Source organism: Vogesella oryzae, from assembly GCF_902829295.1.
GTDB lineage: Bacteria > Pseudomonadota > Gammaproteobacteria > Burkholderiales > Chromobacteriaceae > Vogesella > Vogesella oryzae.
Map to the genome: position 1 here is coordinate 44,724 of NZ_CADEPL010000012.1, position 26,211 is coordinate 70,934.

At 61.1% G+C, this 26,211-nt stretch carries 33 protein-coding genes and 2 tRNA genes; 17 read left to right on the plus strand and 18 right to left on the minus strand.

The annotated features are described in order from the left end of the window. Positions 1-55: 55 nt before the first annotated feature. The 3 genes from HU218_RS04880 (at position 56) to HU218_RS04890 (ending at position 1,788) form a co-directional block, all read left to right on the plus strand. Complete coding sequence (locus HU218_RS04880; RefSeq protein ID WP_174873820.1) at positions 56-742, plus strand: SIMPL domain-containing protein; 687 nt, start codon at positions 56-58, stop codon at positions 740-742. 96 nt (positions 743-838) lie between these two features. After that, entirely contained in the window at positions 839-1,453 is a 615-nt protein-coding gene (locus tag HU218_RS04885; RefSeq protein WP_174873821.1) for a glutathione S-transferase, read from the plus strand. 122 nt (positions 1,454-1,575) lie between these two features. Beyond that, positions 1,576-1,788, plus strand: coding sequence for a helix-turn-helix domain-containing protein (locus tag HU218_RS04890; protein ID WP_174873822.1), 213 nt, complete (start codon positions 1,576-1,578; stop codon positions 1,786-1,788). Between the two features lie 36 nt (positions 1,789-1,824). Here the strand turns inward: HU218_RS04890 and HU218_RS04895 are convergent, their stop codons facing one another. Then, positions 1,825-2,232 carry an NUDIX hydrolase gene (locus HU218_RS04895; RefSeq protein WP_174873823.1) on the minus strand — a complete coding sequence of 136 codons (408 nt, stop codon included), beginning with the start codon at positions 2,230-2,232 and terminating at the stop codon, positions 1,825-1,827. Positions 2,233-2,401: 169 nt separating this feature from the next. Here HU218_RS04895 and HU218_RS04900 point away from each other — a divergent pair. The 5 genes from HU218_RS04900 (at position 2,402) to HU218_RS04920 (ending at position 6,891) form a co-directional block, all read left to right on the plus strand. Continuing rightward, positions 2,402-2,478: transfer RNA gene (locus HU218_RS04900), tRNA-Arg, on the plus strand. A gap of 3 nt (positions 2,479-2,481) precedes the next feature. Beyond that, positions 2,482-2,557 (plus strand) — tRNA-Glu (locus HU218_RS04905). Between the two features lie 244 nt (positions 2,558-2,801). Then, positions 2,802-3,728, plus strand: coding sequence for a sulfate adenylyltransferase subunit CysD (gene cysD, locus HU218_RS04910; RefSeq protein WP_174873824.1), 927 nt, complete (start codon positions 2,802-2,804; stop codon positions 3,726-3,728). 81 nt (positions 3,729-3,809) lie between these two features. Then, entirely contained in the window at positions 3,810-5,243 is a 1,434-nt protein-coding gene (cysN, locus tag HU218_RS04915; protein ID WP_174873825.1) for a sulfate adenylyltransferase subunit CysN, read from the plus strand. Positions 5,244-5,481: 238 nt separating this feature from the next. After that, entirely contained in the window at positions 5,482-6,891 is a 1,410-nt protein-coding gene (locus HU218_RS04920) for a sodium:proton antiporter (protein ID WP_174873826.1), read from the plus strand. 86 nt (positions 6,892-6,977) lie between these two features. On the opposite strand, the gene coq7 is transcribed toward HU218_RS04920, so the two are convergent. Further along, positions 6,978-7,598 (minus strand): 2-polyprenyl-3-methyl-6-methoxy-1,4-benzoquinone monooxygenase, encoded by a 621-nt coding sequence (coq7, locus tag HU218_RS04925; protein WP_174873934.1) that lies wholly within the window; start codon positions 7,596-7,598, stop codon positions 6,978-6,980. 108 nt (positions 7,599-7,706) lie between these two features. Here coq7 and ppa point away from each other — a divergent pair, with 108 nt between their 5' ends. Then, the gene (ppa, locus tag HU218_RS04930) at positions 7,707-8,237 is read left to right on the plus strand and encodes an inorganic diphosphatase (RefSeq protein WP_174873827.1); all 531 of its coding nucleotides are present in this window, start codon (positions 7,707-7,709) and stop codon (positions 8,235-8,237) included. A 58-nt stretch (positions 8,238-8,295) separates the two neighbouring features. Here ppa and HU218_RS04935 read toward each other — a convergent pair whose 3' ends face one another. Next, entirely contained in the window at positions 8,296-8,844 is a 549-nt protein-coding gene (locus tag HU218_RS04935; RefSeq protein ID WP_174873828.1) for a flavodoxin family protein, read from the minus strand. Between the two features lie 219 nt (positions 8,845-9,063). On the opposite strand from HU218_RS04935, the gene HU218_RS04940 reads away from it, so the two are divergent. After that, a complete protein-coding gene (locus HU218_RS04940) occupies positions 9,064-9,954 on the plus strand; it encodes a LysR family transcriptional regulator (RefSeq protein WP_217450713.1) in 891 nt (296 codons plus the stop codon). A gap of 6 nt (positions 9,955-9,960) precedes the next feature. Further along, positions 9,961-10,662 carry a hypothetical protein gene (locus tag HU218_RS04945; protein WP_174873829.1) on the plus strand — a complete coding sequence of 234 codons (702 nt, stop codon included), beginning with the start codon at positions 9,961-9,963 and terminating at the stop codon, positions 10,660-10,662. 27 nt (positions 10,663-10,689) lie between these two features. On the opposite strand, the gene HU218_RS04950 is transcribed toward HU218_RS04945, so the two are convergent. Next, complete coding sequence (locus tag HU218_RS04950; RefSeq protein ID WP_174873830.1) at positions 10,690-11,259, minus strand: phasin family protein; 570 nt, start codon at positions 11,257-11,259, stop codon at positions 10,690-10,692. 367 nt (positions 11,260-11,626) lie between these two features. Between HU218_RS04950 and minC the strand changes: the two genes are divergently transcribed. Genes minC through HU218_RS04970 form a run of 4 tightly spaced genes read left to right on the plus strand, consistent with a single transcriptional unit; the run spans position 11,627 to position 14,403 of the window. Then, a complete protein-coding gene (gene minC / locus HU218_RS04955; protein WP_174873831.1) occupies positions 11,627-12,358 on the plus strand; it encodes a septum site-determining protein MinC in 732 nt (243 codons plus the stop codon). A 28-nt stretch (positions 12,359-12,386) separates the two neighbouring features. Beyond that, a complete protein-coding gene (gene minD, locus HU218_RS04960) occupies positions 12,387-13,199 on the plus strand; it encodes a septum site-determining protein MinD (protein ID WP_174873832.1) in 813 nt (270 codons plus the stop codon). A 3-nt stretch (positions 13,200-13,202) separates the two neighbouring features. Beyond that, positions 13,203-13,460 carry a cell division topological specificity factor MinE gene (gene minE, locus HU218_RS04965; protein ID WP_088966615.1) on the plus strand — a complete coding sequence of 86 codons (258 nt, stop codon included), beginning with the start codon at positions 13,203-13,205 and terminating at the stop codon, positions 13,458-13,460. A gap of 4 nt (positions 13,461-13,464) precedes the next feature. Next, entirely contained in the window at positions 13,465-14,403 is a 939-nt protein-coding gene (locus HU218_RS04970; RefSeq protein ID WP_174873833.1) for a LysR substrate-binding domain-containing protein, read from the plus strand. 90 nt (positions 14,404-14,493) lie between these two features. Here the strand turns inward: HU218_RS04970 and HU218_RS04975 are convergent, their stop codons facing one another. Continuing rightward, positions 14,494-15,645: an aminotransferase-like domain-containing protein gene (locus HU218_RS04975; protein ID WP_174873834.1), complete on the minus strand. Its 1,152-nt coding sequence runs from the start codon at positions 15,643-15,645 to the stop codon at positions 14,494-14,496. Positions 15,646-15,723: 78 nt separating this feature from the next. Between HU218_RS04975 and HU218_RS04980 the strand changes: the two genes are divergently transcribed. Then, positions 15,724-16,167 (plus strand): MarR family winged helix-turn-helix transcriptional regulator, encoded by a 444-nt coding sequence (locus tag HU218_RS04980; protein WP_217450714.1) that lies wholly within the window; start codon positions 15,724-15,726, stop codon positions 16,165-16,167. Between the two features lie 55 nt (positions 16,168-16,222). Here HU218_RS04980 and greB read toward each other — a convergent pair whose 3' ends face one another. The 4 genes from greB to HU218_RS05000 all read right to left on the minus strand — a co-directional run bounded on the left by greB (position 16,223) and on the right by HU218_RS05000 (position 19,183). Continuing rightward, entirely contained in the window at positions 16,223-16,780 is a 558-nt protein-coding gene (gene greB, locus HU218_RS04985; protein WP_174873835.1) for a transcription elongation factor GreB, read from the minus strand. A 59-nt stretch (positions 16,781-16,839) separates the two neighbouring features. Next, positions 16,840-18,087, minus strand: coding sequence for a pseudouridine synthase (locus HU218_RS04990; RefSeq protein WP_174873836.1), 1,248 nt, complete (start codon positions 18,085-18,087; stop codon positions 16,840-16,842). Positions 18,088-18,155: 68 nt separating this feature from the next. Then, complete coding sequence (gene scpB, locus HU218_RS04995; protein ID WP_174873837.1) at positions 18,156-18,758, minus strand: SMC-Scp complex subunit ScpB; 603 nt, start codon at positions 18,756-18,758, stop codon at positions 18,156-18,158. 104 nt (positions 18,759-18,862) lie between these two features. Further along, entirely contained in the window at positions 18,863-19,183 is a 321-nt protein-coding gene (locus tag HU218_RS05000) for a YnfA family protein (RefSeq protein ID WP_174873838.1), read from the minus strand. Positions 19,184-19,421: 238 nt separating this feature from the next. On the opposite strand from HU218_RS05000, the gene HU218_RS05005 reads away from it, so the two are divergent. After that, on the plus strand, positions 19,422-19,967 hold the full coding sequence (locus HU218_RS05005; protein ID WP_217450715.1) for a DUF805 domain-containing protein: 546 nt from the start codon (positions 19,422-19,424) through the stop codon (positions 19,965-19,967). Between the two features lie 102 nt (positions 19,968-20,069). Here the strand turns inward: HU218_RS05005 and HU218_RS05010 are convergent, their stop codons facing one another. The 9 genes from HU218_RS05010 to HU218_RS05050 all read right to left on the minus strand — a co-directional run bounded on the left by HU218_RS05010 (position 20,070) and on the right by HU218_RS05050 (position 26,135). After that, entirely contained in the window at positions 20,070-20,888 is an 819-nt protein-coding gene (locus tag HU218_RS05010) for a segregation and condensation protein A (RefSeq protein WP_174873839.1), read from the minus strand. A gap of 66 nt (positions 20,889-20,954) precedes the next feature. Further along, complete coding sequence (locus tag HU218_RS05015) at positions 20,955-21,416, minus strand: GNAT family N-acetyltransferase (protein WP_174873840.1); 462 nt, start codon at positions 21,414-21,416, stop codon at positions 20,955-20,957. 140 nt (positions 21,417-21,556) lie between these two features. Continuing rightward, the gene (locus HU218_RS05020) at positions 21,557-22,753 is read right to left on the minus strand and encodes a tryptophan--tRNA ligase (RefSeq protein WP_174873841.1); all 1,197 of its coding nucleotides are present in this window, start codon (positions 22,751-22,753) and stop codon (positions 21,557-21,559) included. 27 nt (positions 22,754-22,780) lie between these two features. Continuing rightward, positions 22,781-23,410, minus strand: coding sequence for a site-2 protease family protein (locus HU218_RS05025; RefSeq protein ID WP_246210722.1), 630 nt, complete (start codon positions 23,408-23,410; stop codon positions 22,781-22,783). A gap of 22 nt (positions 23,411-23,432) precedes the next feature. Next, positions 23,433-24,053, minus strand: a complete 621-nt coding sequence (locus HU218_RS05030; protein ID WP_174873843.1) for an L-threonylcarbamoyladenylate synthase — start codon at positions 24,051-24,053, stop codon at positions 23,433-23,435. Positions 24,054-24,056: 3 nt separating this feature from the next. Next, a complete protein-coding gene (locus HU218_RS05035; RefSeq protein ID WP_174873844.1) occupies positions 24,057-24,935 on the minus strand; it encodes a 3',5'-nucleoside bisphosphate phosphatase in 879 nt (292 codons plus the stop codon). Position 24,936: 1 nt separating this feature from the next. After that, on the minus strand, positions 24,937-25,140 hold the full coding sequence (locus HU218_RS05040; RefSeq protein WP_246210723.1) for an oxidoreductase-like domain-containing protein: 204 nt from the start codon (positions 25,138-25,140) through the stop codon (positions 24,937-24,939). Beyond that, positions 25,137-25,355 (minus strand): RNA-binding S4 domain-containing protein, encoded by a 219-nt coding sequence (locus tag HU218_RS05045; RefSeq protein ID WP_174873845.1) that lies wholly within the window; start codon positions 25,353-25,355, stop codon positions 25,137-25,139. Before HU218_RS05045 ends, HU218_RS05040 begins: the two co-directional genes overlap by 4 nt. A gap of 222 nt (positions 25,356-25,577) precedes the next feature. Continuing rightward, a complete protein-coding gene (locus tag HU218_RS05050) occupies positions 25,578-26,135 on the minus strand; it encodes an AAA family ATPase (RefSeq protein ID WP_174873846.1) in 558 nt (185 codons plus the stop codon). Positions 26,136-26,211 lie beyond the last annotated feature (76 nt).

The window sequence follows — 26,211 nt, forward strand, 5'->3', positions numbered from 1 at the left end:
GAACCCGGAACCGCCACCCGCAGTCAGACAGCAACCACCATAACCGGGAGTCCCCATGCGTACTATCGTTCTTGGCAGCCTGCTGCTGACCTCGCTGCTTTACATCCCCGCCGCACAGGCCGGCACAATGCTCAATCTCAGCGCCAGCGCCGAACGCGAGCTGCCTAACGATGAAGTGACCGCCAACCTGTATGTACAGGAGCGCCAGGCGCAACCCGCCCTGCTGGCCGAGCGCCTGAACAAGGCGCTAGCGCGCGCGAAGAGCGAATCCGGCGGATTCCGCCAGGTTGAAGTGAGCACCGGCAACTACAACAGCTGGCCGGACTACAACCGCGACGGCAAGATCCAGGGCTGGCAAGGCCGCGCCAGCATCCACCTGAAAAGTCGCGACTTCACCGCCACCGCGGAGCTGGTGGCACGACTGCAAAAATTCATGCTGCTGGAAAACGTGCAATTCGGCGTAGCCGACAGCACCCGCCGCCAGGTCGAAGCCAGCCTGATTCCCGAAGCAATTGCGGCGCTGCAGGCGCAAGCCGCCGCTGCCGGCAAAGCGCTGGGGCAGCCCGGCCAACAAGTCGTCGAGCTAAACATTGGCAGCGTACAGGCACCGCCCCCGGTGCCCATGCTGCGCGCCAAAGCCATGATGGCCGACAGCGCCGCGCCAGAAGTCAGCACACCCGACTGGCAAGCCGGCAACAGCCAGGTCCGCCTCAATGTAAGCGGCAGAATCGAACTGCACTGAAACGCCACAAAATGACGTACACGGCAGGCTTTTGATCCGCCTGCCGATACGCTAAATTAGATGCAGCCCCCATAGTCAACTCGCCTTCCCCACACAATGAAACTGATCGCATCGCTCACCAGCCCCTATGCCCGGAAAGTTCGCATCGTCCTGGCGGAAAAGAAAATCGACTGCCCGCTGCAGGTGGACATCCCGTGGGAAACCACATCCACCGTTGCCGACTTCAACCCGCTGGGTAAAGTACCGGTCCTGATCATGGATGATGGCAGCACGCTGTATGACTCGCGCGTGATTGTCGAATACCTGGAAAACAGCTCGCCGGTATCCCGCCTGCTACCGCAGGACAGCAAGCGCATGCTGATCGAGACCCGTCGCTGGGAAGCGCTGGCGGATGGCATCTGCGATGCGGCTGCCTGCATCGTGGTAGAAAAGCGGCGCCCCGCCGACAAGCAAAGCCAGGAGTGGATAGATCGCCAGCAAGGCAAGGTGGATCGAGGACTGCAAGCACTATCCAGCATGCTGGGCGAGCGCCAGTGGTGCAATGGCGAAGCCTACAGCCTGGCCGATATTGCGACCGGTTGCGCACTGGGTTTCCTCGACTTCCGCTTTCCGCAGCTGGACTGGCGCAGCCCGTATCCGAATCTGGCGGCCCTGGAAGAGCGGCTGGCCGCGCGGCCAACTTTTGCCGAAACCGTGCCACCAGCGGCCTGAACGCGTGCAAACCCATAAAAATGCCGTTTCAATGAAGCGGCATTTTTTACGTGCATTTTTTCTGCACCCGTCTATGCTGAATTCAGGTTAGCCACAAGCAACCATACGCGGGAGCACACATCATGAGACTCGAACACTTCAATCACGTAGCCAACCTGATCGGCCTGAAGAAAAAATCGCGCGAAGCCGTGTGGCTGATGGAAATCGACGGCATGACCGGCTATGCCGCTTCCAAGCAGCTGGATATCAGTCAGTCCACCGTATCGCGGGCACACGCCCGTTTCCGGCGGGCGCTCAACGAAATCAATGCCCTGTCCCCTTTCCTTCCCCTGTAGTCATGACGAGCGGCACCCCGCCCCGGGGTAGCCGCTCTAATCAAATACGGCACTCTTCACGGTGCCGTCGAAACTCAGACAATCCCCGACCCGCTGCCCTTGCATGGCTGACAACTCCGCTAACGCGCAGTAGCGCCACGCCAGATGCTCATCACTCAAGCACAAGACACTGCCAGCCGGTAATCGACAACGGAAAATGCATACCTGCGACTGGTAGCTTGCGTGGTAATACACGCCGGACAGGTAGTCGATCGTTACCTCCAGCCCCAGCTCTTCGCGACACTCCCGCAGCAACGCCTGATGAATGGTTTCTCCCGGCTCCAGCGCGCCACCGGGCAGCCCCCAACGGCCGTCGCCATAACTGGCCTGCAGTAGCAACACCTGACCGTGTTCGTCGGTAATCACGGCATGACAGCTCATGCGGAACAAATCGTTAAATGCCATGACACCTGCCTCGCTCTGTTGTGGTGGCATCGAGGATAATGTCGTATTCCGGCAACTTGGCAATATTCCAGTGCCCGCATGGCAATTTTTTCACAAAAACTATTGACGGGATCGGGCCGCATCCGTATAGTTCGCGTCTCTCGCAAGTCAACGACAAACGAGAAACAGCGCACCCGTAGCTCAGTTGGATAGAGTATTTGGCTACGAACCAAAGGGTCGGGCGTTCGAATCGCTCCGGGTGCGCCAGCTGTCCCCATCGTCTAGAGGCCTAGGACACCGCCCTTTCACGGCGATAACCGGGGTTCGAATCCCCGTGGGGACGCCAGGATTCGACAATAAAGCCACCGTAAGGTGGCTTTTTTGTTTTCCGCCTACCCGCCAGACATTTCCCGCCTCGCCACAGTCTTATTCCCGGCAATTTGTTTTGCTGCGCTCTTTCATCGCATATCGATATATATATTCAGTCTTTTGCTAGCACCGCGCTCTCCGGTAAATTGCCACTGCCGGACAATCTGGTGGCCGCTGCGGCCCTACTGTCGAAGTCAACTGTTCAAGAAACGAGTGCCACGATGAAAATCAGTCAGGAGAGGCTGACCCACCTCAAGCAACTGGAAGCCGAGTCCATCCACATCATTCGCGAAGTCGCTGCCGAATTCGAGAATCCGGTGATGCTGTACTCCATCGGCAAGGATTCCGCCGTGATGCTGCATCTGGCACAGAAAGCCTTTGCGCCGGGCAAGCCACCGTTCCCGCTGATGCACGTGGATACCACCTGGAAGTTCAAGGACATGATCGCGCTGCGCGACAAGCAGGCCCGTGAGCATGGCTGGGACCTGATCGTGCATGTGAACCAGGAAGGCGTGGATGCCAACATCAACCCGTTCACTGCCGGCAGCGCCAAGCACACCGATGTGATGAAAACAGAAGGCCTGAAACAGGCCTTGAACAAGTACAAGTTCGACGCGGCCTTTGGCGGCGCGCGCCGTGACGAGGAAAAGTCCCGCGCCAAAGAGCGCGTGTACTCGTTCCGCGACAAGAACCACCGCTGGGACCCGAAAAACCAGCGTCCGGAGCTGTGGAACATCTACAACTCGCGCATCAACAAGGGCGAGAGCATCCGCGTGTTCCCGCTGTCCAACTGGACCGAGCTGGATATCTGGCAATACATCTTCCTGGAAAACATCGAGATCGTGCCACTGTACTTTGCCGGCGAGCGCCCGGTGATCGAACGTGACGGCACGCTGATCATGATCGACGACGAGCGCATCCTGCAGTATCTGTCGGAAGAAGAGAAAGCCAAGATCGAGACCAAGCGCGTGCGTTTCCGCACCCTGGGCTGCTACCCGCTGACCGGTGCCGTGGAGTCCAATGCCACCACGCTGCCGGAAATCATCCAGGAAATGCTGCTGACCAAGACCTCCGAACGCCAAGGCCGCGTGATCGATCACGACTCGTCCGGCTCGATGGAGAAGAAGAAAATGGAAGGCTATTTCTAAGCCGCCGTTTCCTTACCACGCATACCGAACTCCAGAGGTTGGCCGCCTGCGGCCAACCTTGTAGATGCAAGGCACTAGCTCATGGCACACCAATCCGACCTGATTTCCAGCGACATCCTGTCCTACCTGAAGCAGCACGAAAACAAGGACCTGCTGCGCTTCATCACCTGCGGCAACGTCGACGACGGCAAATCCACGCTGATCGGCCGCCTGCTGCATGACTCCAAGCTGATCTTCGAGGACCAGCTGGCCGCCATCCAGCGCGACTCCAAGAAATACAACACCACTGACCAGGAAATCGATCTGGCGCTGCTGGTGGATGGCCTGCAGGCCGAGCGCGAACAGGGCATCACCATCGACGTGGCCTACCGCTACTTCAGCACCGACCGTCGCAAGTTCATCATTGCCGACTGCCCGGGCCACGAGCAATACACCCGCAACATGGCCACCGGCGCCTCCACCTGCAACCTGGCGGTTATCCTGATCGACGCCCGCTACGGCGTGCAGACCCAGACTCGCCGCCACAGCTACATTGTCAGCCTGCTGGGCATCAAGCACGTCATCGTCGCCATCAACAAGATGGACCTGGTGGACTTCGACCAGGCCGTGTTCGACCGCATCCGTGCCGACTACACCGAGTTTGCGGCCAACCTGGACATCCCGGATATCCGCTTCGTGCCGATCTCCGCACTGCGCGGTGACAACGTGGTTAACCGCAGCGACAGCGCACCGTGGTACGACGGCCAAACGCTGATGGACATCCTGGAAAGCGTGGAGATCGACCACGACGTGAAGCTGCCGGCGTTCCGCCTGCCGGTGCAGTACGTCAACCGCCCGAACCTGGACTTCCGCGGCTTCTGCGGCACTGTCGCCGCCGGCGAAATCCGTCCCGGCGACCGCGTGCGTGCGCTGCCCTCCGGCAAGGAAAGCACCGTCAAAGCCATCGTGGTGTACGAAGGCGAGCTGGCAAGCGCCCATACCGGCCAGGCCATCACCCTGACGCTGACCGACGAAATCGACATCTCGCGCGGCGATACCCTGGTACGCGCCGACGAGCAGCAGCCGGAAGTCAGCCAGGGCGTGGAAGCGCACCTGGTGTGGATGGATGCCGCACCGCTGGCCGTCGGCAAGGAATACCTGTTCAAGCTGTCCGGCAAGAGTGTCACCGGCCGCGTGGAGCGCATCGTGCATCGCGTGGACGTGAATACGCTGGATGCCTTCGAGGCGGAAACCCTGCAGCTGAACGAAATCGGCCTGGTCCGCATCGCCTTCAACTCTCCGGTGGTATTCGATGCCTACCGTGACAGCCGCGCCACCGGCAGCCTGATCGTGATCGACCGTCTGTCCAACGCCACCGCCGGTGCCGGCATGATCCGCAGTGCCGCCCATAACGAAGGCCCGAGCGAACACGATGAGCTTGCCCGCTTCAAAGCGTTTGAAGTCGAGCTGAATGCCCTGGTACGCAAATACTTCCCGCACTGGGATGCACGCGACATCAGCAAATTGCTTGGCTGATCAATAGCTTGGCAGCAAAAAAGCGGATTCCGTATGGTTTCCGCTTTTTTTATTCACCTTTCCGCCTATCTGCGCAGAATCAGCTCTTGGAGCCACCCGCGCCCTTTCTCTGTCGCTTTCCCCTGCCATAACGCTTACTGGTAAACTGCCGCCCTTCCGGGTTAACGACAGAGCACAACACAAAGGGCAAAGCAGCGTTCCCGGAGCGCCAGCATACGCCCGCTGCACAGGACTCCCCATGTCTAAAATCCGTTTGCCACGCGCGCTCTGCGCCGTGCTGGCCAGCCTGCCGATGCTGGCCCATGCCGGCGTCAATGGCGCCGAGCTGTCCGCGCTGTGGGCCGTGCCCTTTGCCGGCATGCTGCTTTCCATTGCGCTGCTGCCGCTGTTTGCGGCCAACATCTGGCACCATCACTTCGGCAAGATTGCCGCCGGCTGGGCGCTGGCATTTGCGCTGCCGTTTGCCGCCAGCCACGGCATTGCTCTGACGCTGCACGAAATGGCCCACACGCTGCTGCTGGAGTACGTACCGTTCATCATCCTGCTGATCGCGCTGTTCAGCGTGGCCGGCGGCATCTACCTGCGCGGCAACCTGCACGGCTCGCCGCTGCTCAACACCAGCTTTCTGGCTATCGGCACGTTGCTGGCCAGCTTTACCGGTACCACCGGCGCCTCCATGCTGCTGATCCGTCCGCTGCTGCGCGCCAATGACAACCGCCGCTACCGCACCCATGTCTTTGTGTTCTTTATCTTTCTGGTTGCCAATATCGGCGGCTCGCTGACACCGCTGGGCGACCCGCCACTGTTTCTGGGCTTCCTGAAAGGCGTCGGCTTTGGCTGGACCATGCAGCACCTGCTGGCGCCGATGCTGACCGCCAGTGCCATCCTGCTGCTGGCCTTCTACCTGCTGGATCGCTACTTCTACCACAAGGAAGAAGACCTGCCGCCGCTGCCGGACCCGACGCCGGACTCGCGCGTTACCCTGCTCGGCAAGGTCAATCTGCTGCTGCTGCTGGCGATTGTCGGCGCGGTATTGCTGTCCGGCACCTGGAACCCGCACATCAGCTGGCAGCTTGCCGGTCTGGACATCGAGCTGCAGAACGTGGTGCGCGACATCCTGCTGCTGGCCATCGCCGGCCTGTCGCTGAAGCTGACGCCGGGCAACTGCCGCCAGGCCAACGCTTTCAACTGGGGGCCGATGCTGGAAGTGGCCAAGCTGTTTGCCGCCATCTTCATCACCATGATTCCGGTGCTGGCGATGCTGAAATCCGGCCCGCAAGGCGCCTTTGCCGGTCTGGTCGGCATGGTGAGCCAGCCGGATGGTAGCCCGGTGAATGCCGCCTATTTCTGGCTGACCGGCGCGCTATCCAGCTTCCTCGACAATGCCCCGACCTACCTGGTGTTCTTCAACCTGGCCGGCGGCGATGCACAACAGCTGATGGGCCACGGCGCGACCACCCTGCTGGCGGTTTCTGCCGGTGCGGTCTTCATGGGCGCCAACAGCTATATTGGCAATGCGCCGAACTTCATGGTAAAAGCCATCGCCGAAGAACGCGGCGTCGCCATGCCGACCTTCTTCGGCTACATCGGCTGGGCGCTGTGCTGCCTGATCCCGACCTTTGTGCTGCTCACCTTCCTGTTCTTCTGAGCTATTTGCGGCCAACCCGGGGTTGGCCGCAGCCATGAAAAAAGCCGCCAGTGATGGCGGCTTTTTTCATGGGCATCGATCGCTACTCAGGCGCGATAGCTGGCGCTGGTCATCAGCTTGGCACTGAGCTTCATCATGCCGCGCAACGGCGCCGGCAACTTGGCCGCGCCCAGCTCGCTGGCCATCTCGGCATGCTTCAGCTCGTCATCGCGCATCTGGCTGACGATGGCACGGCTGCGGGCATCCTGCTGCGGCAGTTCCTGCAGATGGCTGTCCAGATGGGCGCCAACCTGATGCTCGGTTTCTTCCAGGAAGCCCAGGTTCCACTTGTCGCCCAGCATGCCGGCCGCCACGCCGATCGCCAGCGAGCCGGTGTACCACAGCGGGTTGAACAGGCTGGGACGGCCGCCCAGTTCACGGATGCGCTGCTCGGTCCAGGCCAGGTGTTCCACCTCCTCGAACGCGGCATGGCGCAGCGCCTCGCGCGCCGCCGGATCGCGCGCCGTCAGCGCCTGACCCTGATACAGCGCCTGGGCACATACTTCGCCGCAGTGATTGACGCGCATCAGTCCCAGCGCATGCTGTTTTTCAGCCTGGGTAAGCTCGGCTTCCTCCACGGCATGGTCCGGATGGGGACGGGCACTGTGTGCCGGCGCAAACAGGGTGCGCAAGCCACGATCGAATTCGGTAATCAGGTTATCTAGCATCATGCAAGGTGATGGAGGTCATCAATACAGGCAATTATACCCTGCGCCGGCTGCTGGTATAATCCCGCGGTTATTTGTTCCAAATCTCAGCGCAAAAGGACAACAAGCATGAACATCGACCTCATCGGCCCGGGCAAAGACATGCCGAACGACTTCAACGTCGTGATCGAAATCTCCGCCAACGCCGCTCCGATCAAGTACGAATTCGACAAGGAAAGCGGCGCGCTGATGGTTGACCGCTTCATGGGCACTTCCATGATGTACCCGGCCAACTACGGTTTCGTACCGCAGACCCTGGCTGGTGACGGCGATCCGGTAGACGTGCTGGTGGTCACCCCGTTCCCGCTGCCGCCGAGCGTGGTAATCCGCGTGCGCGCACTGGGCATGATCAAGATGGAAGACGACGGTGGCGTGGATGCCAAGCTGGTCGCTGTACCGGTAGAAAAGCTGTGCCCGATGTACAAGGACATCCAGAAGCTGGAAGACCTGCCGCAACTGCTGCGTGACCAGATGGTGCACTTCTTCGAGCACTACAAGGATCTGGAAAAGGGCAAGTGGGTGAAGATCCAGGGCTGGGGCACCGTGGAAGACGCGACCCGCGAACTGGTAGAAGGTATCGAACGCGCCAAGCAAGCCTGATCAGGTTGGCCGCAAAAAAAGCCGGGGATTCCCGGCTTTTTTGTTGCCTGCGGCCAACTTACTTGGCGAAGCGGCCAGCCGTCTGCGCGATGCGGGCGCCGAACAGGCGGGCAGATTCCAGATCGGCAGCATCCGGCGTGACCTCGGCCGGTGCGTTGTCGGTACGCGCCATCAGGCCCAGCGAACTGCCGTAACGGTTGATCTGGGTACCGGTCACGCCACCCGGCAACAGGCCGGTGCCGACCCAGATCATGCTGTGCTGCGCGGCAAACACCGACAGCTGCTGCAGGGTATTGAGCTTGTCGCCGCTGGGGCTGTTGGACACGGTAAAGCCGGCTGCGATCTTGTCTTTCCAGCCCTGGGTGTACCACACCTTGGAGCTGGCATCCATGAAGGCCTTGAAGCCGGCAGAAACGCTGCCCATGTAGGTAGGAGCGCCGAAAATGATGGCATCGAATGCGGCCAGCTCGTCCAGGCGTTGCGTCGCGTCGTCGGCGGCAAACACCGCCACTTCGGCAAATTCGCGCGCACCGGCGGCAACTTCCTCGGCCAGTTTGGCGGTATGGCCATAACCACTGTGATACACCACGGCAAGCTTGGTACTCATTGTCATTTCCTTATATAAATGTAGAACGCAGGCATAGTTTGATGGTCTACCATCCAGCCGACTGCGAAATTGATTCAAAAAAACTGGATCGAGCCTTTACTAATCCGTGCCGCTGCTTAAGCTTTTTTTCTTGATCAATCAAGCTTCCGCGCAGTATAAAAAGCCTGCACAAGCTAAAACAGCAGAACATTTTGATTTTTATTTTCAGAAAATCTGACGATGAAACTGACTCTAGACTCGCTGATGGTGCTGGATGCCATCGACCGCCGCGGCAGCTTTGCCGCCGCCGCCGAGGAGCTATACCGCGTCCCTTCCGCCATTACCTACAGCGTGCAGAAACTGGAGCAAGACCTGAATGTCCAGCTGTTCGACCGCAGCGGGCACAAGGCACGGCTTACCTCCGCCGGAGAACTGCTGCTAAAGGAAGGACGTGCGTTGCTGGATTCGGCAGCCATGGTGGAAAGCCGGGTCAAGACCCACGCCACCGGCTGGGAAGGCCAATTGCGCATCGCCATGTCGGACCTGCTGCAATTCGATGACGTATTGCGGCTGGTGGGTGAATTCGATGCCCTGGAGGCCGATACCGAGCTGCGCCTGAGCCGTGAAGTATTTGGCGGCACCTGGGATGCGCTGGTGGACAACCGTGCCGATCTGGTCATTGGCGCCACCGAAAACAGCCAGGGCGGCGTGTTCCACAGCAAGCCGATGGGCAAAGTGCAGTTCGTGTTCTGCGTGGCCCCCCATCATCCGCTGGCAGCGATGGAAGATCCGATTCCGCAGCACGTGATCCGCCGCTACCGGGTAGCAGTGGCGGCCGATACCTCGCGCAACCTGCCGCCGCGCAGCATTTCCATTCAGGAAGGACAGCCGCGGCTGACCGTGGCCAGCGTGGAAGATAAAATTGCTGTGCAAAGAGCCGGACTTGGCGTAGGGTTTCTGCCTACCTGCCGCATCCATGAAGACTTGGCCAGCGGCCGGTTGATCGTGAAAGAACTGGAAGAAAAACGCTCGCCGGTTTCCCTGCACTATGCCTGGAAGGAAAGCCAGCCCGGGCAGGCTCTTGGCTGGTTCATCAAACGCTTACAGACATTTGACTGGCATCTGAACTGATCCGACATGCCCGCAGACCCTGCGTACCGCCTGGCCATACAGCAACGACTGGCCAGCAGCGGCCTTCCCACCAGCAGCGTTGCCGCAGATGAACACTGCCTGCAATGGCAGCAACTATTGCTCTACTGCGGCTGTCTGCCGCTGGCTGTAACACCTGCGGCCAACATCGCTCTCGAACTCAACAGCCCCTGGCTGCCAGCGCAGCCCAGCGGCAGCTTTGCGCTACTGGTTGCCGGTCATCACCAGGCGCTGCAGCAGGCGATGCCGCTGTTAAATGCGCTGGCGCCGCAAGCCGGCTGCTGGTTGTACTGCGGACCACTGGGTGCGGCCAGCTTTTGCCGTCGGGTATTCGATGCGCTGTTTTACCTGACCGGCCCACTATTACTGCAGACGGCCAATATCAGCCGCCAAGCGCCTGACTGGCCCAGTTTGCTGTTGCAGCAAAAGGAACTGCTGCAACAGTTGGCCGCACTGAGCCGCGACTATCTGCAACGGCAAGGCGAGGCGCCGGCGACTGCCGCCGAGCAATGGCAGGTGCTCGACGACTTTCGCCAGCCGGCGCCACAGCAGCAACATTTCGCGCGCAATCTGGCGCGCCTGCTGCTGCTGCTGGACAGTCTGGGCGAACAGGCCAGCCAGTTGCTGGAAACCACGCTGGCCATGCCAACTGCCGCTCCGGCAGCGCAAAATACAAAAAGCCCGCCGTAGCGGGCTTTTTCGATACTACCCGGCGAATCAGGCGGCCGGGGTAGCAGTCTTGCGGGCGCGGCTTACCGCAGCACCGGCAGCCTTGGCAGAAGTCTCGGCGGCTTCTACGCTGGCTTCGGCGAAATCGGAGCCGACTTTCTTGGCAGTCTTGGAAGCGCTTTCGAAAGCGGCGCTACCGGAGGACACCAGATTCTTCAGCACTTGCACGGCGGACTCGGAACCGGCCGGCGCATGCTTGGCCAGACGGTCCAGTGCTTCCAGCACCTGCTTGTTGGTTTCGGCAACCTGCTCTTCAACGAAAGAAGTCAGTTCGGTCTGGGCGGCAACGGTAGCGTCGTACACTTCGCGGGCAGTCGCCAGGGTCTTGTCGAGGTTCGGCTGTACCAGGCCAGCCTGGAATTCGGCGAAGGACTTCGGATCCTTGATACCGGTCAGCTGCTTAACGGTCTCGGCATTTTCAGCCATGACCTTGCGGGCGATTTCCAGTTGCAGGTTGGTCAGGCGCTCGGCGCTGGCCAGCATGATGGAGGACAGGCGAACGGCTTTGTCGAACTGGGCCTGACCGAAAGCGGAGAATTCTTGTGCGTTGGTAAACATGGAGATAATCCTTTTCAGTGAATAACTACTCAGCAGCAAAACCGTTAGTAACTTGTGTCGACCAGATGTTGCGCTGCAACAACCCGAATCATATATTGCACCGCAACAATGTCAAGTAGATTCGCACAACCGCATGGCTAAGTAACTATTTTTACAACAGCTTTCGCCAGTCTGCCGACCGCAGATGACAGCAGAATGACAAGCGGCACAATGCTGCCATGCGATGACTACGGCAATGACCAGAGCGCCACACTGCCACCCTGTCCACCCGGACTGCCGAAAAGCCGGCCCTGCGCGTTGAAACGCTTAGCCCAACGCTATACACTCGCCGTCATAAATTAAATCTATCTGTTAGTGAAACCAGACAATGAGCCAAGCGGCCAACCTTTTTGATATCAAATCCGCCAGCCTCGACCTGCTGGCCATCCTGCTGCGCAGCGGTGACTGCACTGCACTGGCCGCCGCGCTGGAAGCCCGCTTCGGCGACAAGGTGGATGCAAGCCAGAGCGAAGCCTTCCTGCTGGACCTGGACGCCATCGACCAGCCGGCGAGCCTGGACCTGGCCCGTATCCGCCAGCTGTTCCTGGCCAAAGGCATTACCATCATTGCCCTGCGTCACCGTGACCACGCTGTCGCCGCACTGGCGCGTCAACACGGGCTGGCCTATGTCCGCCCTGGCCATACTCCGCGCCAGAGCGAGCAGCCGGTCGAAGCCGCTGCCGCGGCGCCAGAGGTGGAAACCGCTTCCGCCGCGCCGCAACCGGCCAGCACCATGGTGATCGACCGCCCGGTGCGCGCCGGCCAGCAGATCTACGCCAAGGGGGGCGATCTGGTGGTACTGGCCATGGTCAATGTCGGCGCCGAGATCATCGCCGACGGCAGCATCCACGTGTACGCCCCGCTGCGCGGTCGCGCCCTCGCCGGTGCCCGTGGCAATACCCAGGCGCGCATCTTCGTGCAGAGCATGGAAGCCGAACTGGTATCCATCGCCGGCGTGTACCGCACCATCGAACAGGCCTTGCCCGACAGCATCCAGGGCAAGCCGGCACAGATTTACCTTGAGAACGAGCGCCTCGTCATGAACGCGCTCGGTGCATGAGAACTCGCAAAGTTAAGGAATCCCCATCGTGGCAAAAATCATCGTTGTGACCTCCGGCAAGGGTGGCGTAGGCAAGACCACCACCAGCGCCAGCTTCTCCTCCGGCCTTGCCCTGCGTGGCCACAAGACCGTGGTGATCGACTTTGACGTCGGCCTGCGCAACCTGGACCTGATCATGGGCTGTGAACGCCGCGTGGTATACGACCTGATCAACGTGATCAACGGCGAGGCTACCCTCAACCAGACCCTGATCAAGGACAAGCACTGCGATAACCTGTTCGTGATCCCGGCCTCGCAAACCCGCGACAAGGATTCGCTGACCGAGGAAGGCGTGGAGAAAGTACTGAAGGAGCTGGGCGAAATGGGCTTCGAGTACATCGTCTGCGATTCGCCGGCCGGTATCGAAAAAGGCGCACTGCTGGCACTGCTGTTTGCCGACGAAGCCATCGTGGTCACCAATCCGGAAGTGTCCTCGGTGCGTGACTCCGACCGTATCCTCGGCATTCTGGCCTCCAAGTCCCGCCGTGCCATCGAAGGCCGCGAGCCGGTGAAGGAACACCTGCTGCTGACCCGCTACTCCCCTTCCCGCGTAGACAAGGGCGAGATGCTGTCGGTGGAAGACGTGAAGGAAATCCTGCGCGTGAACCTGATCGGCGTGATCCCGGAATCGCAGGCCATCCTGCAGGCCTCCAACTCCGGTACCCCGGCCATCCACCAGAAGGGTACCGATGCCGCCGAGGCCTACACCGACGTGGTGGCCCGCTTCCTGGGCGAAACCCGCCCGATGCGTTTCCTGGATGCCGAGAAAGTCGGCTTCCTCAAGCGCCTGTTCGGAGGCTAAGCCATGTCCCTGATCGATATGCTGTTCGGCAAACGCCAGAAAACCGCATCCATCGCCCGCGAACGCCTGCAGATCATCCTGGCGCACGAACGCAACGGCCGTAGCGCACCGGACTACCTGCCGGCGCTGCAGCGCGAACTGATGGAAGTGATCTCCAAGTACGTGGCCGTCAACCTGGACGACATCAAGGTACAGGTCGAGCGCCAGGACGACTTCGAAGTGCTGGAAGTCAACATCGTGCTGCCGGAGCACCAGCGCTGACACCATGACCCTTACCGAACTGCGTTACATCGTGGCCGTGGCGCGCGAGCGCCACTTCGGTCGGGCAGCCCAGAGCTGTTTTGTCAGTCAGCCCACCTTGTCCATCGCCATCAAGAAGCTGGAAGACGAACTGGGCGTCACCCTGTTCGAGCGCGGCGGCCAGGAAGTCGCGGTGACCGAAATCGGCGAGCGCATCATCGAGCAGTCGCAACGCGTGCTGGAAGAAGCCGAGATGGTGAAACGCCTGGCCGGCGAGCACCAGAACGAACTGGCCGGTCCGCTGAAGCTGGGGGTGATCTTCACCATCAGCCCCTACCTGCTGCCCAAGCTGATTCCGGCGCTGCGCATCCTGGCGCCGGACATGCCGCTGATTCTGGAAGAAAACTACACCGCGCGGCTGGCAGAGATGCTCAAGCGCGGCGAAGTGGACGCCATCATCGTGGCCGACCCGTTCGAGGAGGCCGGCATCGAGGCCTATCCGCTGTACGACGAAAAGTTCGTGGTCGCGACGCCCAAGGGCCATCCGTGGGAAAAACGCAGCTCGGTACGTCCGGACGAACTGCGCGACGAGAGCGTGCTGTTGCTGGCACAGGGCAACTGCTTCCGGGACCAGGTACTGCAGGCCTGCAGCGAGGTTGCCAGCCGCCAGCACCAGTCCGGCAGCCTGGCATCGATGGTACAGGGCAGCTCGCTGAACACCATCCGCCACATGGTGGCCAGTGGCATGGGCATTACCGTGCTGCCGCAGACCTCGGTAGCGCCGGGTGACGAAAACCTGCTATCGCTGATTCCGTTTGCCGAACCGGTACCGCAACGCCGCGTGCTGCTGGTAACGCGTCGCCAGTTCTTCCGCAAGAAGGCGATTCAGACCCTGCAGCAGGCGGTATTCCGCTCCGGCCTGGAAAACGTCACCATGCTGGAAGACGAAACCGCTCTGGCCTGAACGGCCAAACGGCAGCAACAAAAAAGCCACCGCAAGGTGGCTTTTTACTTGTCACAACGTTGGCCGCATCCCTGCGGCCAACCTGCAGCATCAGGCAGCGCGGATCACGCTGGCAAGGCGTTCGATGCCCTGCTCGATGCGTTCCGGCGAGGCATGGCTGAAGTTCAGGCGCAGGTGGCCGATGCCCTGCTCCGGATTGGCGTAGAACGCCTCGCCCGGCATGAAGGCCACATTGTGCTGTTCCAGCGCCACCTTCAACAGCGGACGGGTATCGCGCGGCTGCTTCAGTGTCAGCCAGAAGAACAGGCCGCCTTGCGGAACCAGCCAGTCGGCGATATCACCGAAGTGTTTTTCCAGCGCCGCCTGCATCGCGTCGCGGCCAACCTTGTAGCTCTGCTGCAGCTGTTTCAGATGGCCGAGGTAATCGCCGCTTTGCAGCCACTGGGTGTTGAACCACTGACCCAGGCGGTTGGTGTGCAGGTCGGCGGCCTGTTTCAGCTTCACCAGGTACGGCATCAGGTCCCTGGACGCCACCAGGTAACCGATGCGCAGCCCCGGGGCCAGGGTCTTGGAGAACGAACCGCAGTAGATCCACGGTGCGTCTTTCAGATGGGTCACCAGCGGCTTCGGTGCCTCGCCGTCGTAGGACAACGCACGGTACGGATCATCCTCGATCACCGGCAGCTTGGCGGCTTCGATCACTGCCGCCAGTTCCTGGCGGGTCTGCTCGCTATAGCAGGCACCGGACGGGTTCTGGAAGGTCGGGATCAGGTACGCCAGCTTGGCCTTGCTGTCAGCGATGGCCTGCTGCAGCGAGGCAGCGGACAGCTGGCCATTGCTCTGCTGCTGCACGGTAGTGATGTCGGCACCGAACAGCTTGAATACCTGCAGCGCGGCCAGGTAGGTCGGGCCTTCGGTGATCACCGGTGTACCCGGATCGATGAACAGCTTGGCGGCTAGGTCCAGCGCCTGTTGCGAACCGGACAGCACCAGCACTTGCGAGGCATCCACGTGCAAACCGATACGCGCCAGTTCCTCCACCACGGCGGCGCGGAATTCCGGCTCGCCTTCGCTGGTGCCGTATTGCGCCAGGTTGGCCGGCACGCCGGCAAAATCCAGCTTCGGCAGGCAATCGGCGGCCGGCAGGCCACCGGCAAAGGAAATCACTTCCGGACGCTGCGCGGCGGCGAGAATCTCGCGAATCAGGGAGCCGGACAGACGTTCGACGCGTTCGGAAAACATGGTACTCTCCTTGGCTGACAGGTATGCTTTAAGTCAAATTGTTTGACCAATCTAACGTCTATTGACGCACACGTCAACATGCAATCACCACTGCCCAACACCTTGCTGCGCGATGCGATGAAAGCCTTCTTTCACGCCTATCTCGCCTTCACCGACAAGCCGGACGAAATGCTTGCCAAGCGCGGCCTGGCACGGGTGCATCACCGCATTCTGTTCTTCGTGGCGCTGTACCCGGGGCTGTCGGTCAAGGATCTGCTCGGCTGTCTGGATGTCACCAAGCAGGCGATCAATATCCCGCTGCGCCAGCTGATGGAAATGGACCTGATCGTCGCCGGCACCGCCGCCCACGACAAACGGGTGAAAGAGCTGCGGCTGACCGAAGAAGGCCGCAAGCTGGAAGAAGCGCTGCACCGCGAACAGGCCAAGCTGCTGATGCAGGCCTTCGCCGAAGCCGGCGAGGACGCCACCCGCGGCTGGCTGGCGGTAAACCAGGCCATGGCCAAGCACGCCATCGCGCCGTGAAACGACTGCGGCCAACCCGCAGGTTGGCCGCATGCAATACACAACTTCTGCCGCGCTACTCGATCCGCGTGTAGCGCACCTCCAGAATCTCGATCTCCTCCTCGCCTTGCGGCCCGCGGAAATACACCACGTCGCCTTCGCGCGACTTGATCAGCGTGCGCGCGATCGGCGAAATCCAGCTGATATGCCCCTTGGCGAGGTCGATCTCGTCCACGCCGACGATGGACAGCAACTGCTCGCTGCCATCGCCGCGCAGGATCAGCACCGTGGCGGAGAAAAACACCTGGTCGGTGGCTTCGCGCAGCTCCGGGTCCACCACCTCGGCCGCTTCCAGCCGCTTGGTCAGAAAGCGGATGCGCCGGTCTATCTCGCGCAAGCGGCGTTTGCCATACAGATAGTCGCCATTCTCCGAGCGGTCGCCATTGCTGGCCGCCCAGTTCACCACCTGCGTCATGTGCGGGCGCTCTTCCTTCACCAGCTGGTTCAGCTCCTGGCGCAGGCGATGCCAGCCGCCGGGGGTGATGTAATTCTTGCTTGACGCGGGCAGGCGCTGCTCGGCAGGCAGATCGTCATCCTGATCGTCGTCCTGTTCACGGGTAAACGCTTTGCTCATGCTGCTCATCCATCAAAAACAACGCCTCCGGCACAAGCCGGAGGCGTCGGGGTTAACGCTTAGCGGGGGGCGCGCTTGCCGCCGCGGGCCGGGGCTTCCTGCCCGGTAGCGGTCAGACCGGCCCACTTCATCACTGCAGCCACTTCCGACTCGTTCAGCTCGTAGTACTGGCCACGCTTCAGGCGCGGTGGCAGGCCGATATTGCCGAAACGCACGCGGATCAGGCGGCTGACGGTGAGACCGAAGTGTTCGAACATGCGGCGCACTTCGCGGTTGCGGCCTTCGCGGATCACCACGTTGTACCAGCGGTTGGCGCCGTCTTCGGCACCGCCCTTTTCGCTGACGCGCTGGAACACCGCCGGGCCGTCTTCCAGCTCCACGCCACGGGTCATCTCGCTCATCTGCTCGCGGGTCAGCTCGCCCAGCACCCGCACCGAGTACTCGCGGTCGAACTCGAAGCTCGGGTGCATCATGCGGTTGGCCAGCTCGCCGCTGGTGGTGATCAGCAGCAGCCCGGAAGTGTTCACGTCCAGACGGCCGATGGCCACCCAGCGGCTGGATTTGGCCTGCGGCAGACGGTCGAACACGGTGACACGACGTTCCGGGTCGTCACGGGTAACGATCTCGCCTTCCTGCTTGTGATACATGATCACGCGCGGCAGACGGTCCGCCCATTTCAGTTTGATGTTGTCGCCCTTCACCATCACGCGATCGCGCGGGCCGACCTTGTCACCCAGGCTGGCTTTCTTGCCGTTGACGGTGACAAAACCGGCTTCGATCCACTCTTCCATCTCGCGACGGGAGCCGACGCCGGACGCAGCCAGCGCCTTCTGCAGGCGTACCGGCTCGATGTCGTCCATATCGACGCGGGTTTCGCGCAGACGCTGCGAGCGGTCAACCACCTTCTGGTTCGGTGCGCGCAGAGCCAGCTTCTTGGCGCGCTGCACCTTGCCGCCGGTATGTTCGCGGCGGGCCTTGCCGAATTCGCCGGCCGGCTGCTCGCCTGCCGGTGCCGGCATGGCGGCATTCTTGTTGCCGAAGCGGCGTTCGTGCTGCACCGGCGCCGGGGCGGTGGCGCCATCGGCACTGCGACGCTTGGGCGCCGGGGCGGCTGGACCGCGGCTATCGGCGTGGGGAGCACTGCGACCAACGTTGGCCGCCGGCTTGGCGCGCGGCGTTGCCGGCGCGTTCAGCGAACTGAGGCCACGCGGGCCACGCGGCGGATGCGGATTACGGGACTGGCCGGATTCCTGGCCACGGACACGCGCCAGCGGCTGGCGCGAATTGTTGCGTTGTCCTTTAGACATAATGCTTGCTTCTTCCTGATGTAGGGGGTGGCGCATGCCTGCGCGGCGTAACCGTTACGGTATGCCGCTCAATCCACCCGGGGCGCCTCATCCACGAGGGGCTCTTCTTCGTCCCTTGCCGCCGGGGCCTCGGCAATCACCAGCGTCGACAACTCCGCCAGAGGCGGCAGATCGCGCAGGGTGGCAAAGCCGAGGTCATCCAGAAACTTGTGCGTGGTCGCATACAGACCGGGACGTCCGGGCACATCCTTGTGCCCGATGACTTCGATCCAGCCCCGCTCCAGCAGGGTCTGCATCACACTGGTGGACACCGACACACCACGAATGGCTTCGATGTCGCCGCGCGTTACCGGCTGTTTATAGGCAATGATGGCCAGCGTTTCCATCACTGCCCGCGAGTAACGCGGCGGTTTTTCCGGCGTCAGCCGGTTCAGGTAGGGGGTGAACTCGGCGCGCGCCCGAAAGCGCCAGCCGGAGGCGAGCTTGACCAGCTCGATGCCCCTGCCCTTCCACGCCTGTTGCACTTCGTCGAGGATGTCATTGATCAGCGCGGCCTTCACGTCCTCGGTGAACAGCTTCTTCAGCTGATGCACGGTCAGCGGCTCCTGCGCGGTCAGCAGCGCGGTTTCCAGCACGATCTTGAGATAAGCGAGGTCGGTAATGGTCGACATGACAGCCCCGAAGCGGGCATAACAGAACGGAAGGCGCGGATTTTACACGATTTTTTGCCGGCCAGTGCGGCTTTGCAGCCGCACCGCAGACGGACTGCCTACGCTCAGCTACGCGGCGCCAGCATGATCACCGCCATACCGGCCAGACACAGCCCGACCCCGGCGACATCCCACCAGGTTGGCCGCACGCCATCCACCAGCCACAACCACAGCAGCGCCACCGACACATACACCCCGCCATACGCTGCGTAGATGCGGCCGGAGGCATCCGGATGCAGCGTCAGCAGCCAGGCAAACAGCGCGAGACTGGCCGCCGCCGGCAGCAACAACCACGGTGAAGCACCCTTTTTCAGCCACAACCACGGCAAGTAGCAGCCGAGAATTTCGGCCAGCGCCGTCAGTACGAACAGGCCGAGGGTGTGCATGGAGATTCCTTTCGGTGGTGCGTGTTTTGCGAGGCCCCGGCTGCTAGTCGCCGCGCCCGACTGGCCAACCTTGCCTGCCTGCAAACATCGCCAGCATTCGAATTATGCGGCGGCTGATGAAAGGTATTAACGACTCAGAAGCAAAAGGTTGTCGCATGTTTTGATACCGAGCAAACAGACAACCAAAGTTATTTTGCCCCATTGTCATTTGCCATTATCATTTAATGGTAAATGCATCATGCTAGGCGCTGATTATTGCTGGACATCTTATTTTAGTGTCCCTGCATTACTTGGCTTTTTTCAAAGAAGAAAGGGAGAAGATATGTTTTGTCCAAAATGCGGCAAGGAAAATGCAGCTCAAGTGAATTTCTGCGGTAGCTGCGGAACCAGCATCGCAGCACTAAAGACATCTGATTTTAGCACCACGGCAGCACCTGGGCGTGGCGAGCAAATGACGTTCGGGAAATCGATATCTACCTGCTTAGCAAAATATGTTGATTTCAAGGGCAGGGCATCGCGGCCAGAATATTGGTGGTTTTATCTGTTTACAGTACTACTCAGTTGGGGCTCGTTGATTATCGACTCATCTGAAATCGTCTCGGGCATCATCAATCTTGCATTCTTTCTACCTGTTCTTGCGGCGGCAACTAGACGGCTACATGACACTAACCGTAGCGGTTGGTGGCAGCTAATTGCCTTCACAATTATCGGTATCATCCCGCTCATCATTTGGCTCTCGAGCAAGGGCGACGAGCAGTCAAACGAATATGGCAATCCGGTATAGAGCCTACGCGCTAACCACTGAAACGTTGCCCAACTCTTCAGATGGTGGCTGCCCCGCCAATCGGCGGTGCAGCCTTCGCCTCAACTCTTAGATATTCATCCACTACACCAACGCTAACCGCACATAAATCGGCTGGTACGGTTCGTCCTGGCTCACCTTGATCATGCCCTCCTTCACCAGCTCCAGCACGGCAATGAAGTTCACCACCAGGTGCGCCACACCTTTGTGGATATCGAACAGCTCCTCGAAGGCCACGTAGTCGCGGCCGTCGAGATAGCGCACGATCCAGCTCATCTGCTCGCGCACCGACAGTTCGTCCTTTTCCACCTTGTGGTGGCGATTGTGCTTGGCACGCGACAGGATCGCCAGCCAGGCCTGGCGCAGGTCCAGCGGGCTGACTTCCGGCAGCCGCTGCTCGGCGGATTGCTCCACCAGCACCGCCAGCCAAGCAAAGTCGCGGTCGGCCTGCGGCAGCTGGTCCAGCTCCAGCGCCGCCAGCTTCATCTGCTCGTATTCCAGCAAGCGGCGCACCAGCTCGGCACGCGGATCGTCCGGGTCGTCGTCGCCTTCCACCGGCGGGCGCGGCAGCAACAGCCGCGATTTGATTTCGATCAGCAGCGCCGCCATCAGCAGGTATTCCGCCGCCAGCTCCAGCCGGCCGCCGCGCATGGCGTCGACGTAGCCCATGTATTGGGCGGTGACCTCGGCCATCGGGATGTTGAGCACGTCCAGGTTCTGCTTGCGGATCAGGTACAGCAGCAGGTCGAGCGGGCCTTCGAAGCTTTCCAGAATCACCTGCAGCGCATCCGGCGGGATGAACAGGTCTTGCGGCACTTCCAGCACCGGCTGGCCGAACACATGCGCAATCGGCACGCCGGCAGGCAGTTCGGGCGGGGTGAGCTGGAAGTCGGGATCGGTCATTGACAGCGTGTGAACTCAACAAACAATAAAAAACGTGAACTGATGGAAAACCATGGGAATGGTGGCTTAACCACGATCAGCCACCATGGTTTGATAGTGCATGCCATTAAATATTTTTGGCGACTCAGATGCGATGAAGCCTAGACGTTCGTACACTGGCACGGCGAACAGTGATGAGCGAACCGTGAGCGGGTAGGCAAGCGCACCGTTGCGCAGGGCAAACTGCCAAAGTTGTTTGCCAATACCTTGGTTTTGATAAGAAGGATGAGTGAAAAAATATTTCACATGGTTCTTATCGCCAATAGCAAGAACACCAACAAGCTCTTGTCCTTGGGTAGCCACCAACCAGTTCAAATGTTCCGATTTGAGAAGGCTACCTACCTTATCGGGCTGCACGCTTTCTCTATACCACTCTGGGCATGGTTGTTCTGGTGTAAAGCAACACGCCAACGAAGTTGAGTAAATCAAGTCAGCAATAATGGCGGCATCAGCTTCAAGGGCTTGCCGTATCTCAGCAGTTGTCATCATGACTCACCTGGTAATAAAAGGTTGGCCGCATGACATGCGGCCAACCTTGATGGGAATGCTGGCCTCGTAAAGGACAAAGGCACAGGCAGAGTTCAACACGTTGCCAACCCTATAATTCCCCACCTTACCAGAGACTTAACTTAATACCCCAGGCCGATGGCGGCGCGCACGTCGTCCATGGTGGCGCGGGCGACTTTCTCGGCGCGGGCATTGCCGTCGGCCAGAATGTCCTGCACCAGCTTGGGGTTGGTCAGGTATTTCTCGGCGCGTTCGAACATCGGCTGCTGTTCGCGTACTACGGCGTCGATCACCGGCTGTTTGCAGTCCAGACAGCCGATACCGGCGCTGGTACAGCCGGCCTTCACCCACTGTTTGGTTTCGCCGTCGCTGTACACCTCGTGCAGCTGCCAAACCGGGCATTTTTCCGGATTGCCGGCGTCGGTGCGGCGCACGCGCGCCGGGTCGGTCGGCATGCCACGGATTTTCTTGGACACCGCCTCCGGCGCCTCGCGCATGGTGATGGTGTTGCCGTAGGACTTGGACATCTTCTGGCCGTCGAGGCCCGGCATCTTGGAGGCGGCGGTCAGCTTGGCCTCGCACTCCGGCAGGATGGTCTTGCCCTTGTTTTCCAGCCAGCCCATCAACCGTTCGCGGTCGGCGGCGCCCAGGTTCTGGCTGCTGGCCAGGATTTCGCGCGCCTGTTCCAGTGCCTCGGCATCGCCGCTTTGCAGGTAGGCGGTGCGCAGCTGGTCGAACTGCTTGCCGGCCTTGCCGATTTTCTTCACTGCTGCCTTGGCCAGCTCTTCGAAGTTCGGCTCGCGGCCGAACATGTGGTTGAAGCGGCGTGCCACTTCGCGGGTCAGCTCGATGTGCGGTACCTGATCCTCGCCCACCGGCACCAGACCGGCCTTGTAGATCAGGATGTCGGCGGCCTGCAGTAGCGGGTAGCCGAGGAAGCCATAGGTGGTCAGATCCTTGTGGCTGAGCTTGTCCATCTGGTCTTTATAGGTGGGCACGCGTTCCAGCCAGCCCAGCGGAGTCACCATCGACAGCGCCAGGTGCAGCTCGGCGTGCTGTGGCACCTTGGACTGCACGAAGATGGTGGAATTTTCCGGATCGACGCCGGAAGCCAGCCAGTCGATCACCATCTCGTTGATGGATTTGCCGATGATGGAGACATCGTCGAAGTTGGTGGTCAGCGCGTGCCAGTCGGCCACCATGAAGAAGCATTCATGGCTGTGCTGCAGCTCGACCCAGTTCTTGATCACGCCGTGGTAATGGCCAAGGTGCAGGCTGCCGGTGGGGCGCATGCCGGAGAGGATACGGTTGGCAAACATGGATGAGGTTCCGGTGTTGGGGTGGTCTCAGAGCAGCTGCCCGAGCAGATTGAAAACGAAATTGGTAAACGGCCGCAGGATCGGCGACAGCATGCCGGTAAACACCAGCGCCAGCAGGATCCACATGCCGTAGGGTTCCAGTTTGGAAAAGCTGTAGGCCTGACGCGGCGGCAGCAGGCTTTCCACGATGCGGCCGCCATCCAGCGGCAGGATCGGCATCAGGTTGAGCACCATCAGCACCACGTTGATGCCGATGCCGGCCTGGCTCATCAGCGCCAGCGGCTGGCTGTAGCTGTTGTCCATCACGATGGCGAGCTTGAGCAGCAGCACCCAGACGATGGCCATCAGCAGGTTGGCCGCCGGGCCGGCGGCCGCTACCAGCCGCATGCCGCTGCGCGGTTTGCGCAGGTTGCCGAAGCGTACCGGCACCGGCTTGGCCCAGCCGAACAGGAAACCACCCAGCACCAGGCTCATCAGCGGCAACAGGATGGTGCCGACCGGATCGATGTGACGCAGCGGGTTCAGCGACACGCGGCCCAGGCGCTCGGCGGTATCGTCGCCGCACAGCTTGGCGACGTAGCCGTGTGCGGCTTCGTGCAGGGTGATGGCAAACAGTACCGGCAGTGCGTACACCGAAATCTTCTGGATAATGTTCATCTCGTCCAAAGCAGTTTCCTTTTTACAGGCCAAGAATGGCCGGATCGCCCTTGCCGCGACGTAGCAGTTCCACGCCGTCGGTCATGTCTATCACGGTGGTGGGCTCGGTGCCGCACCATCCTCCATCGATCACCAGATCCACCTGTTGTTCCAGCCGCTCGCGGATTTCGTACGGGTCGGTCAGCGCTTCCTCGTCACCCGGCAGCAGCAGGGTGCAGGACAGGATCGGCTCGCCAAGCTCGGCCAGCAGCGCCAGCGCCACCGGGTTTTCCGGCACGCGCAGGCCGATGGTGGCGCGCTTGGGGTGCAGCGTGCGCTTGGGCACCTCGCGGCTGGCTTCCAGAATGAAGGTGAAGCTGCCGGGGGTGGCGGCCTTGAGCTGCCGGAACTGGGCATTGTCTACCCGGGCGTAAGTCGCCAGCGATGACAGATCGGCGCACACCAGCGTCAGATGGTGCTTGAGATCGATCTGGCGGATGGCTAGCAGCCGCTCCATCGCCTTCTTGTCGCCCAGATGGCAACCCAGCGCGTAGCAGGAGTCGGTGGGATACACCACCACGCCGCCATCACGGATGATCTTGGCCGCCTCGCGGATCAGCCGCGCTTGCGGGTTGTCCGGGTGAATCACAAAGAACTGGGCCATGCTTCAGGCTCCACTGGCCGGGGCGGCGGTCGGCGGCAGAATACGTGCGGCCAACGGTGCCCAGATCGGTTTGCAAATCGGCGGCAGGTTTTCGGTGTAGCCGACATCGCGGCCACCCTCGCCCGGGGCGTGGAAATCACTGCCGGCGCTGGCATACAGCTCGTATTTTTGCGCCACCAGCGCGAACTTGAGCATGTCGTCCAGGCTGTGGCTGCCGCTGGCGACTTCGATGCCTTCGCCACCGGCGGCCTTGAAGTCGGTGACCAGCCGCTCGATCAGCGTGCGGCCCATATCGTAGCGGCCGGGATGGGCGATGACCGCCATGCCGCCGGCAGCGCGAATCCACGCCACCGCATCCTGCAGGCTGGCCCAGCGGTGCGGCACATAGCCCGGCTTGCCCTTGGCCAGATACTTGCGGAACACCCCCTTCACATCTTTCACCACCCCGCTTTGCACCAGGAAACGGGCAAAGTGGGTGCGGCTGATCATCTCCGGGTTGGCCGCCAGCGGCATGGCGCCGTCGAAGGCGCCGTGGATGCCGGCTTTTTCCAGCGCCGCCGACATCAGCCGCGCGCGCTCGATGCGGCCGTCGCGGATCGACTTCAGGCCTGCGGCCAACGTCGGGTCGTCCGGGTCGATGCCGAGGCCGACGATGTGGACGGTGTGGGTGTCATTCCAGGTGACCGACACCTCGACCCCGGCCAGAAACGGTACCCCGCAGGCTGCTGCGGTGGCTGCCGCGCTGGCGATGCCGGCGGTGCAGTCGTGATCGGTCAGTGCCAGTAGCGTGGCGCCGCGCTCGGCAGCGCGGCGGATCACCTCTTCCGGCGGCAGGCCGCCATCGGACGCGGTGGAATGGAAATGCAGATCGACGGTGGCCATGTCAGCCTTCCTGCCGCGCGTTACGCGCCGCTTCGCGCAGTTGCCAGTCCGCCAGCTTGCGCCGGTAGTCCTGCACTGCCGCGTTATAGGTGTCCCACACGCACGGATCGCAGCCGCTGCCGCAACACATGTCGTCAGTCGGCGCCTCCGGTGCCTCCGGCATCGGGTCGAAGTCGTCGTCGCCGACCAGCAGCGGCTCGCTCACGCTGCCACCACGGTGATTTCGAAACCGTCGCCGCTCACCACCTGACCGACGCGGATCTTGTTGGTCTTGCGCAGTTCCTGCTGGCCATCCACCAGCACATTGCCCTCGGCAATGAAGTGCTTGGCCTGGCCGCCGGTATCGCAGACACCGCAGGTTTTCAGCAGATCGCACAGCGGAATGTAGTCGCCTTGCAGCGCGTAATTTTCTTTAAGCATGGTTATTCACATATATTTCCGGCTGCGGCCAACGTTTTTCACATTGTCGTTTGACAGCCTTGTGAGCCGCTTGTGGACAAGACGCACAAGCCGCTGATTCATCATCGTTTTTTGCGACTGACTAAAAAACAGGCAGTCACTTTTCAGTTTCCACATCTGGGCTGGACAGCCTTGTGAGCCAGCTGTGGACAAACTATCCAAGTCATTGAGACAACAGCACAATCAGCCTGTTGCACAAAAAACAGGCAACTGCGGTAATAATCCGCGCAGCGCCGGCCACACCGCGGCCAACCTTTGCTGCCGGCTGCCGGTCACCACACAGTAATCCACAGCGGCAGCATCCAGTGCTGCGCGATACAGGCCGAACAGCCAGTCGCGCTGCTCGGGGTGGCTGCGCAACGGGTCGTACTGCCAGGGAATATCCGCCGCCGTCAGCAGGGTCAGCGCGTAATCCTGCGGCCGGTCCAGCGCCAGCAGCGCCGTTTCCGCCGCCCCGAATGCCACCTCGGCCCAGATGCGGCAGGTCAGTACCGTGGTATCGCACAACAACACCTCAACCTGCGCGGCCTGCGCCGCCTCGGCGGCCAACTGGCCACGGGCAATCGCCAGCACGTCGGCCGGCGTCGGGCGGTATTCCCGGCTGGCGTAATAGTCGCGGGCATACTCCGGCACCACCGCAGCGGCGATACCATGCTGCTGCAACGCGGCGGCCAGATCGGCGGCCAAGGTGCTTTTACCGCAGGATTCCGGGCCGACAATGGCAATGCGTAATGCTGACATAGCCCGCCATTATAGCGCGCACAGCCAGCACCACGGCGCTTGTCCACAACGGAATGCAAAACGCCCACATCCTGTG

Excerpts from the sequence above, each read along its gene's own strand:
- HU218_RS04880 (WP_174873820.1), top strand. The coding sequence starts at position 56 with ATGCGTACTATCGTTCTTGGCAGCCTGCTGCTGACCTCGCTGCTTTAC.
- HU218_RS04885 (WP_174873821.1), top strand. The coding sequence starts at position 839 with ATGAAACTGATCGCATCGCTCACCAGCCCCTATGCCCGGAAAGTTCGC.
- HU218_RS04890 (WP_174873822.1), top strand. The coding sequence starts at position 1,576 with ATGAGACTCGAACACTTCAATCACGTAGCCAACCTGATCGGCCTGAAG.
- HU218_RS04895 (WP_174873823.1), bottom strand. The coding sequence starts at position 2,232 with ATGGCATTTAACGATTTGTTCCGCATGAGCTGTCATGCCGTGATTACC.
- cysD (WP_174873824.1), top strand. The coding sequence starts at position 2,802 with ATGAAAATCAGTCAGGAGAGGCTGACCCACCTCAAGCAACTGGAAGCC.
- cysN (WP_174873825.1), top strand. The coding sequence starts at position 3,810 with ATGGCACACCAATCCGACCTGATTTCCAGCGACATCCTGTCCTACCTG.
- HU218_RS04920 (WP_174873826.1), top strand. The coding sequence starts at position 5,482 with ATGTCTAAAATCCGTTTGCCACGCGCGCTCTGCGCCGTGCTGGCCAGC.
- coq7 (WP_174873934.1), bottom strand. The coding sequence starts at position 7,598 with ATGCTAGATAACCTGATTACCGAATTCGATCGTGGCTTGCGCACCCTG.
- ppa (WP_174873827.1), top strand. The coding sequence starts at position 7,707 with ATGAACATCGACCTCATCGGCCCGGGCAAAGACATGCCGAACGACTTC.
- HU218_RS04935 (WP_174873828.1), bottom strand. The coding sequence starts at position 8,844 with ATGAGTACCAAGCTTGCCGTGGTGTATCACAGTGGTTATGGCCATACC.
- HU218_RS04940 (WP_217450713.1), top strand. The coding sequence starts at position 9,064 with ATGAAACTGACTCTAGACTCGCTGATGGTGCTGGATGCCATCGACCGC.
- HU218_RS04945 (WP_174873829.1), top strand. The coding sequence starts at position 9,961 with ATGCCCGCAGACCCTGCGTACCGCCTGGCCATACAGCAACGACTGGCC.
- HU218_RS04950 (WP_174873830.1), bottom strand. The coding sequence starts at position 11,259 with ATGTTTACCAACGCACAAGAATTCTCCGCTTTCGGTCAGGCCCAGTTC.
- minC (WP_174873831.1), top strand. The coding sequence starts at position 11,627 with ATGAGCCAAGCGGCCAACCTTTTTGATATCAAATCCGCCAGCCTCGAC.
- minE (WP_088966615.1), top strand. The coding sequence starts at position 13,203 with ATGTCCCTGATCGATATGCTGTTCGGCAAACGCCAGAAAACCGCATCC.
- HU218_RS04970 (WP_174873833.1), top strand. The coding sequence starts at position 13,465 with ATGACCCTTACCGAACTGCGTTACATCGTGGCCGTGGCGCGCGAGCGC.
- HU218_RS04975 (WP_174873834.1), bottom strand. The coding sequence starts at position 15,645 with ATGTTTTCCGAACGCGTCGAACGTCTGTCCGGCTCCCTGATTCGCGAG.
- HU218_RS04980 (WP_217450714.1), top strand. The coding sequence starts at position 15,724 with ATGCAATCACCACTGCCCAACACCTTGCTGCGCGATGCGATGAAAGCC.
- greB (WP_174873835.1), bottom strand. The coding sequence starts at position 16,780 with ATGAGCAAAGCGTTTACCCGTGAACAGGACGACGATCAGGATGACGAT.
- HU218_RS04990 (WP_174873836.1), bottom strand. The coding sequence starts at position 18,087 with ATGTCTAAAGGACAACGCAACAATTCGCGCCAGCCGCTGGCGCGTGTC.
- scpB (WP_174873837.1), bottom strand. The coding sequence starts at position 18,758 with ATGTCGACCATTACCGACCTCGCTTATCTCAAGATCGTGCTGGAAACC.
- HU218_RS05000 (WP_174873838.1), bottom strand. The coding sequence starts at position 19,183 with ATGCACACCCTCGGCCTGTTCGTACTGACGGCGCTGGCCGAAATTCTC.
- HU218_RS05005 (WP_217450715.1), top strand. The coding sequence starts at position 19,422 with ATGCTAGGCGCTGATTATTGCTGGACATCTTATTTTAGTGTCCCTGCA.
- HU218_RS05010 (WP_174873839.1), bottom strand. The coding sequence starts at position 20,888 with ATGACCGATCCCGACTTCCAGCTCACCCCGCCCGAACTGCCTGCCGGC.
- HU218_RS05015 (WP_174873840.1), bottom strand. The coding sequence starts at position 21,416 with ATGATGACAACTGCTGAGATACGGCAAGCCCTTGAAGCTGATGCCGCC.
- HU218_RS05020 (WP_174873841.1), bottom strand. The coding sequence starts at position 22,753 with ATGTTTGCCAACCGTATCCTCTCCGGCATGCGCCCCACCGGCAGCCTG.
- HU218_RS05025 (WP_246210722.1), bottom strand. The coding sequence starts at position 23,410 with ATGAACATTATCCAGAAGATTTCGGTGTACGCACTGCCGGTACTGTTT.
- HU218_RS05030 (WP_174873843.1), bottom strand. The coding sequence starts at position 24,053 with ATGGCCCAGTTCTTTGTGATTCACCCGGACAACCCGCAAGCGCGGCTG.
- HU218_RS05035 (WP_174873844.1), bottom strand. The coding sequence starts at position 24,935 with ATGGCCACCGTCGATCTGCATTTCCATTCCACCGCGTCCGATGGCGGC.
- HU218_RS05045 (WP_174873845.1), bottom strand. The coding sequence starts at position 25,355 with ATGCTTAAAGAAAATTACGCGCTGCAAGGCGACTACATTCCGCTGTGC.
- HU218_RS05050 (WP_174873846.1), bottom strand. The coding sequence starts at position 26,135 with ATGTCAGCATTACGCATTGCCATTGTCGGCCCGGAATCCTGCGGTAAA.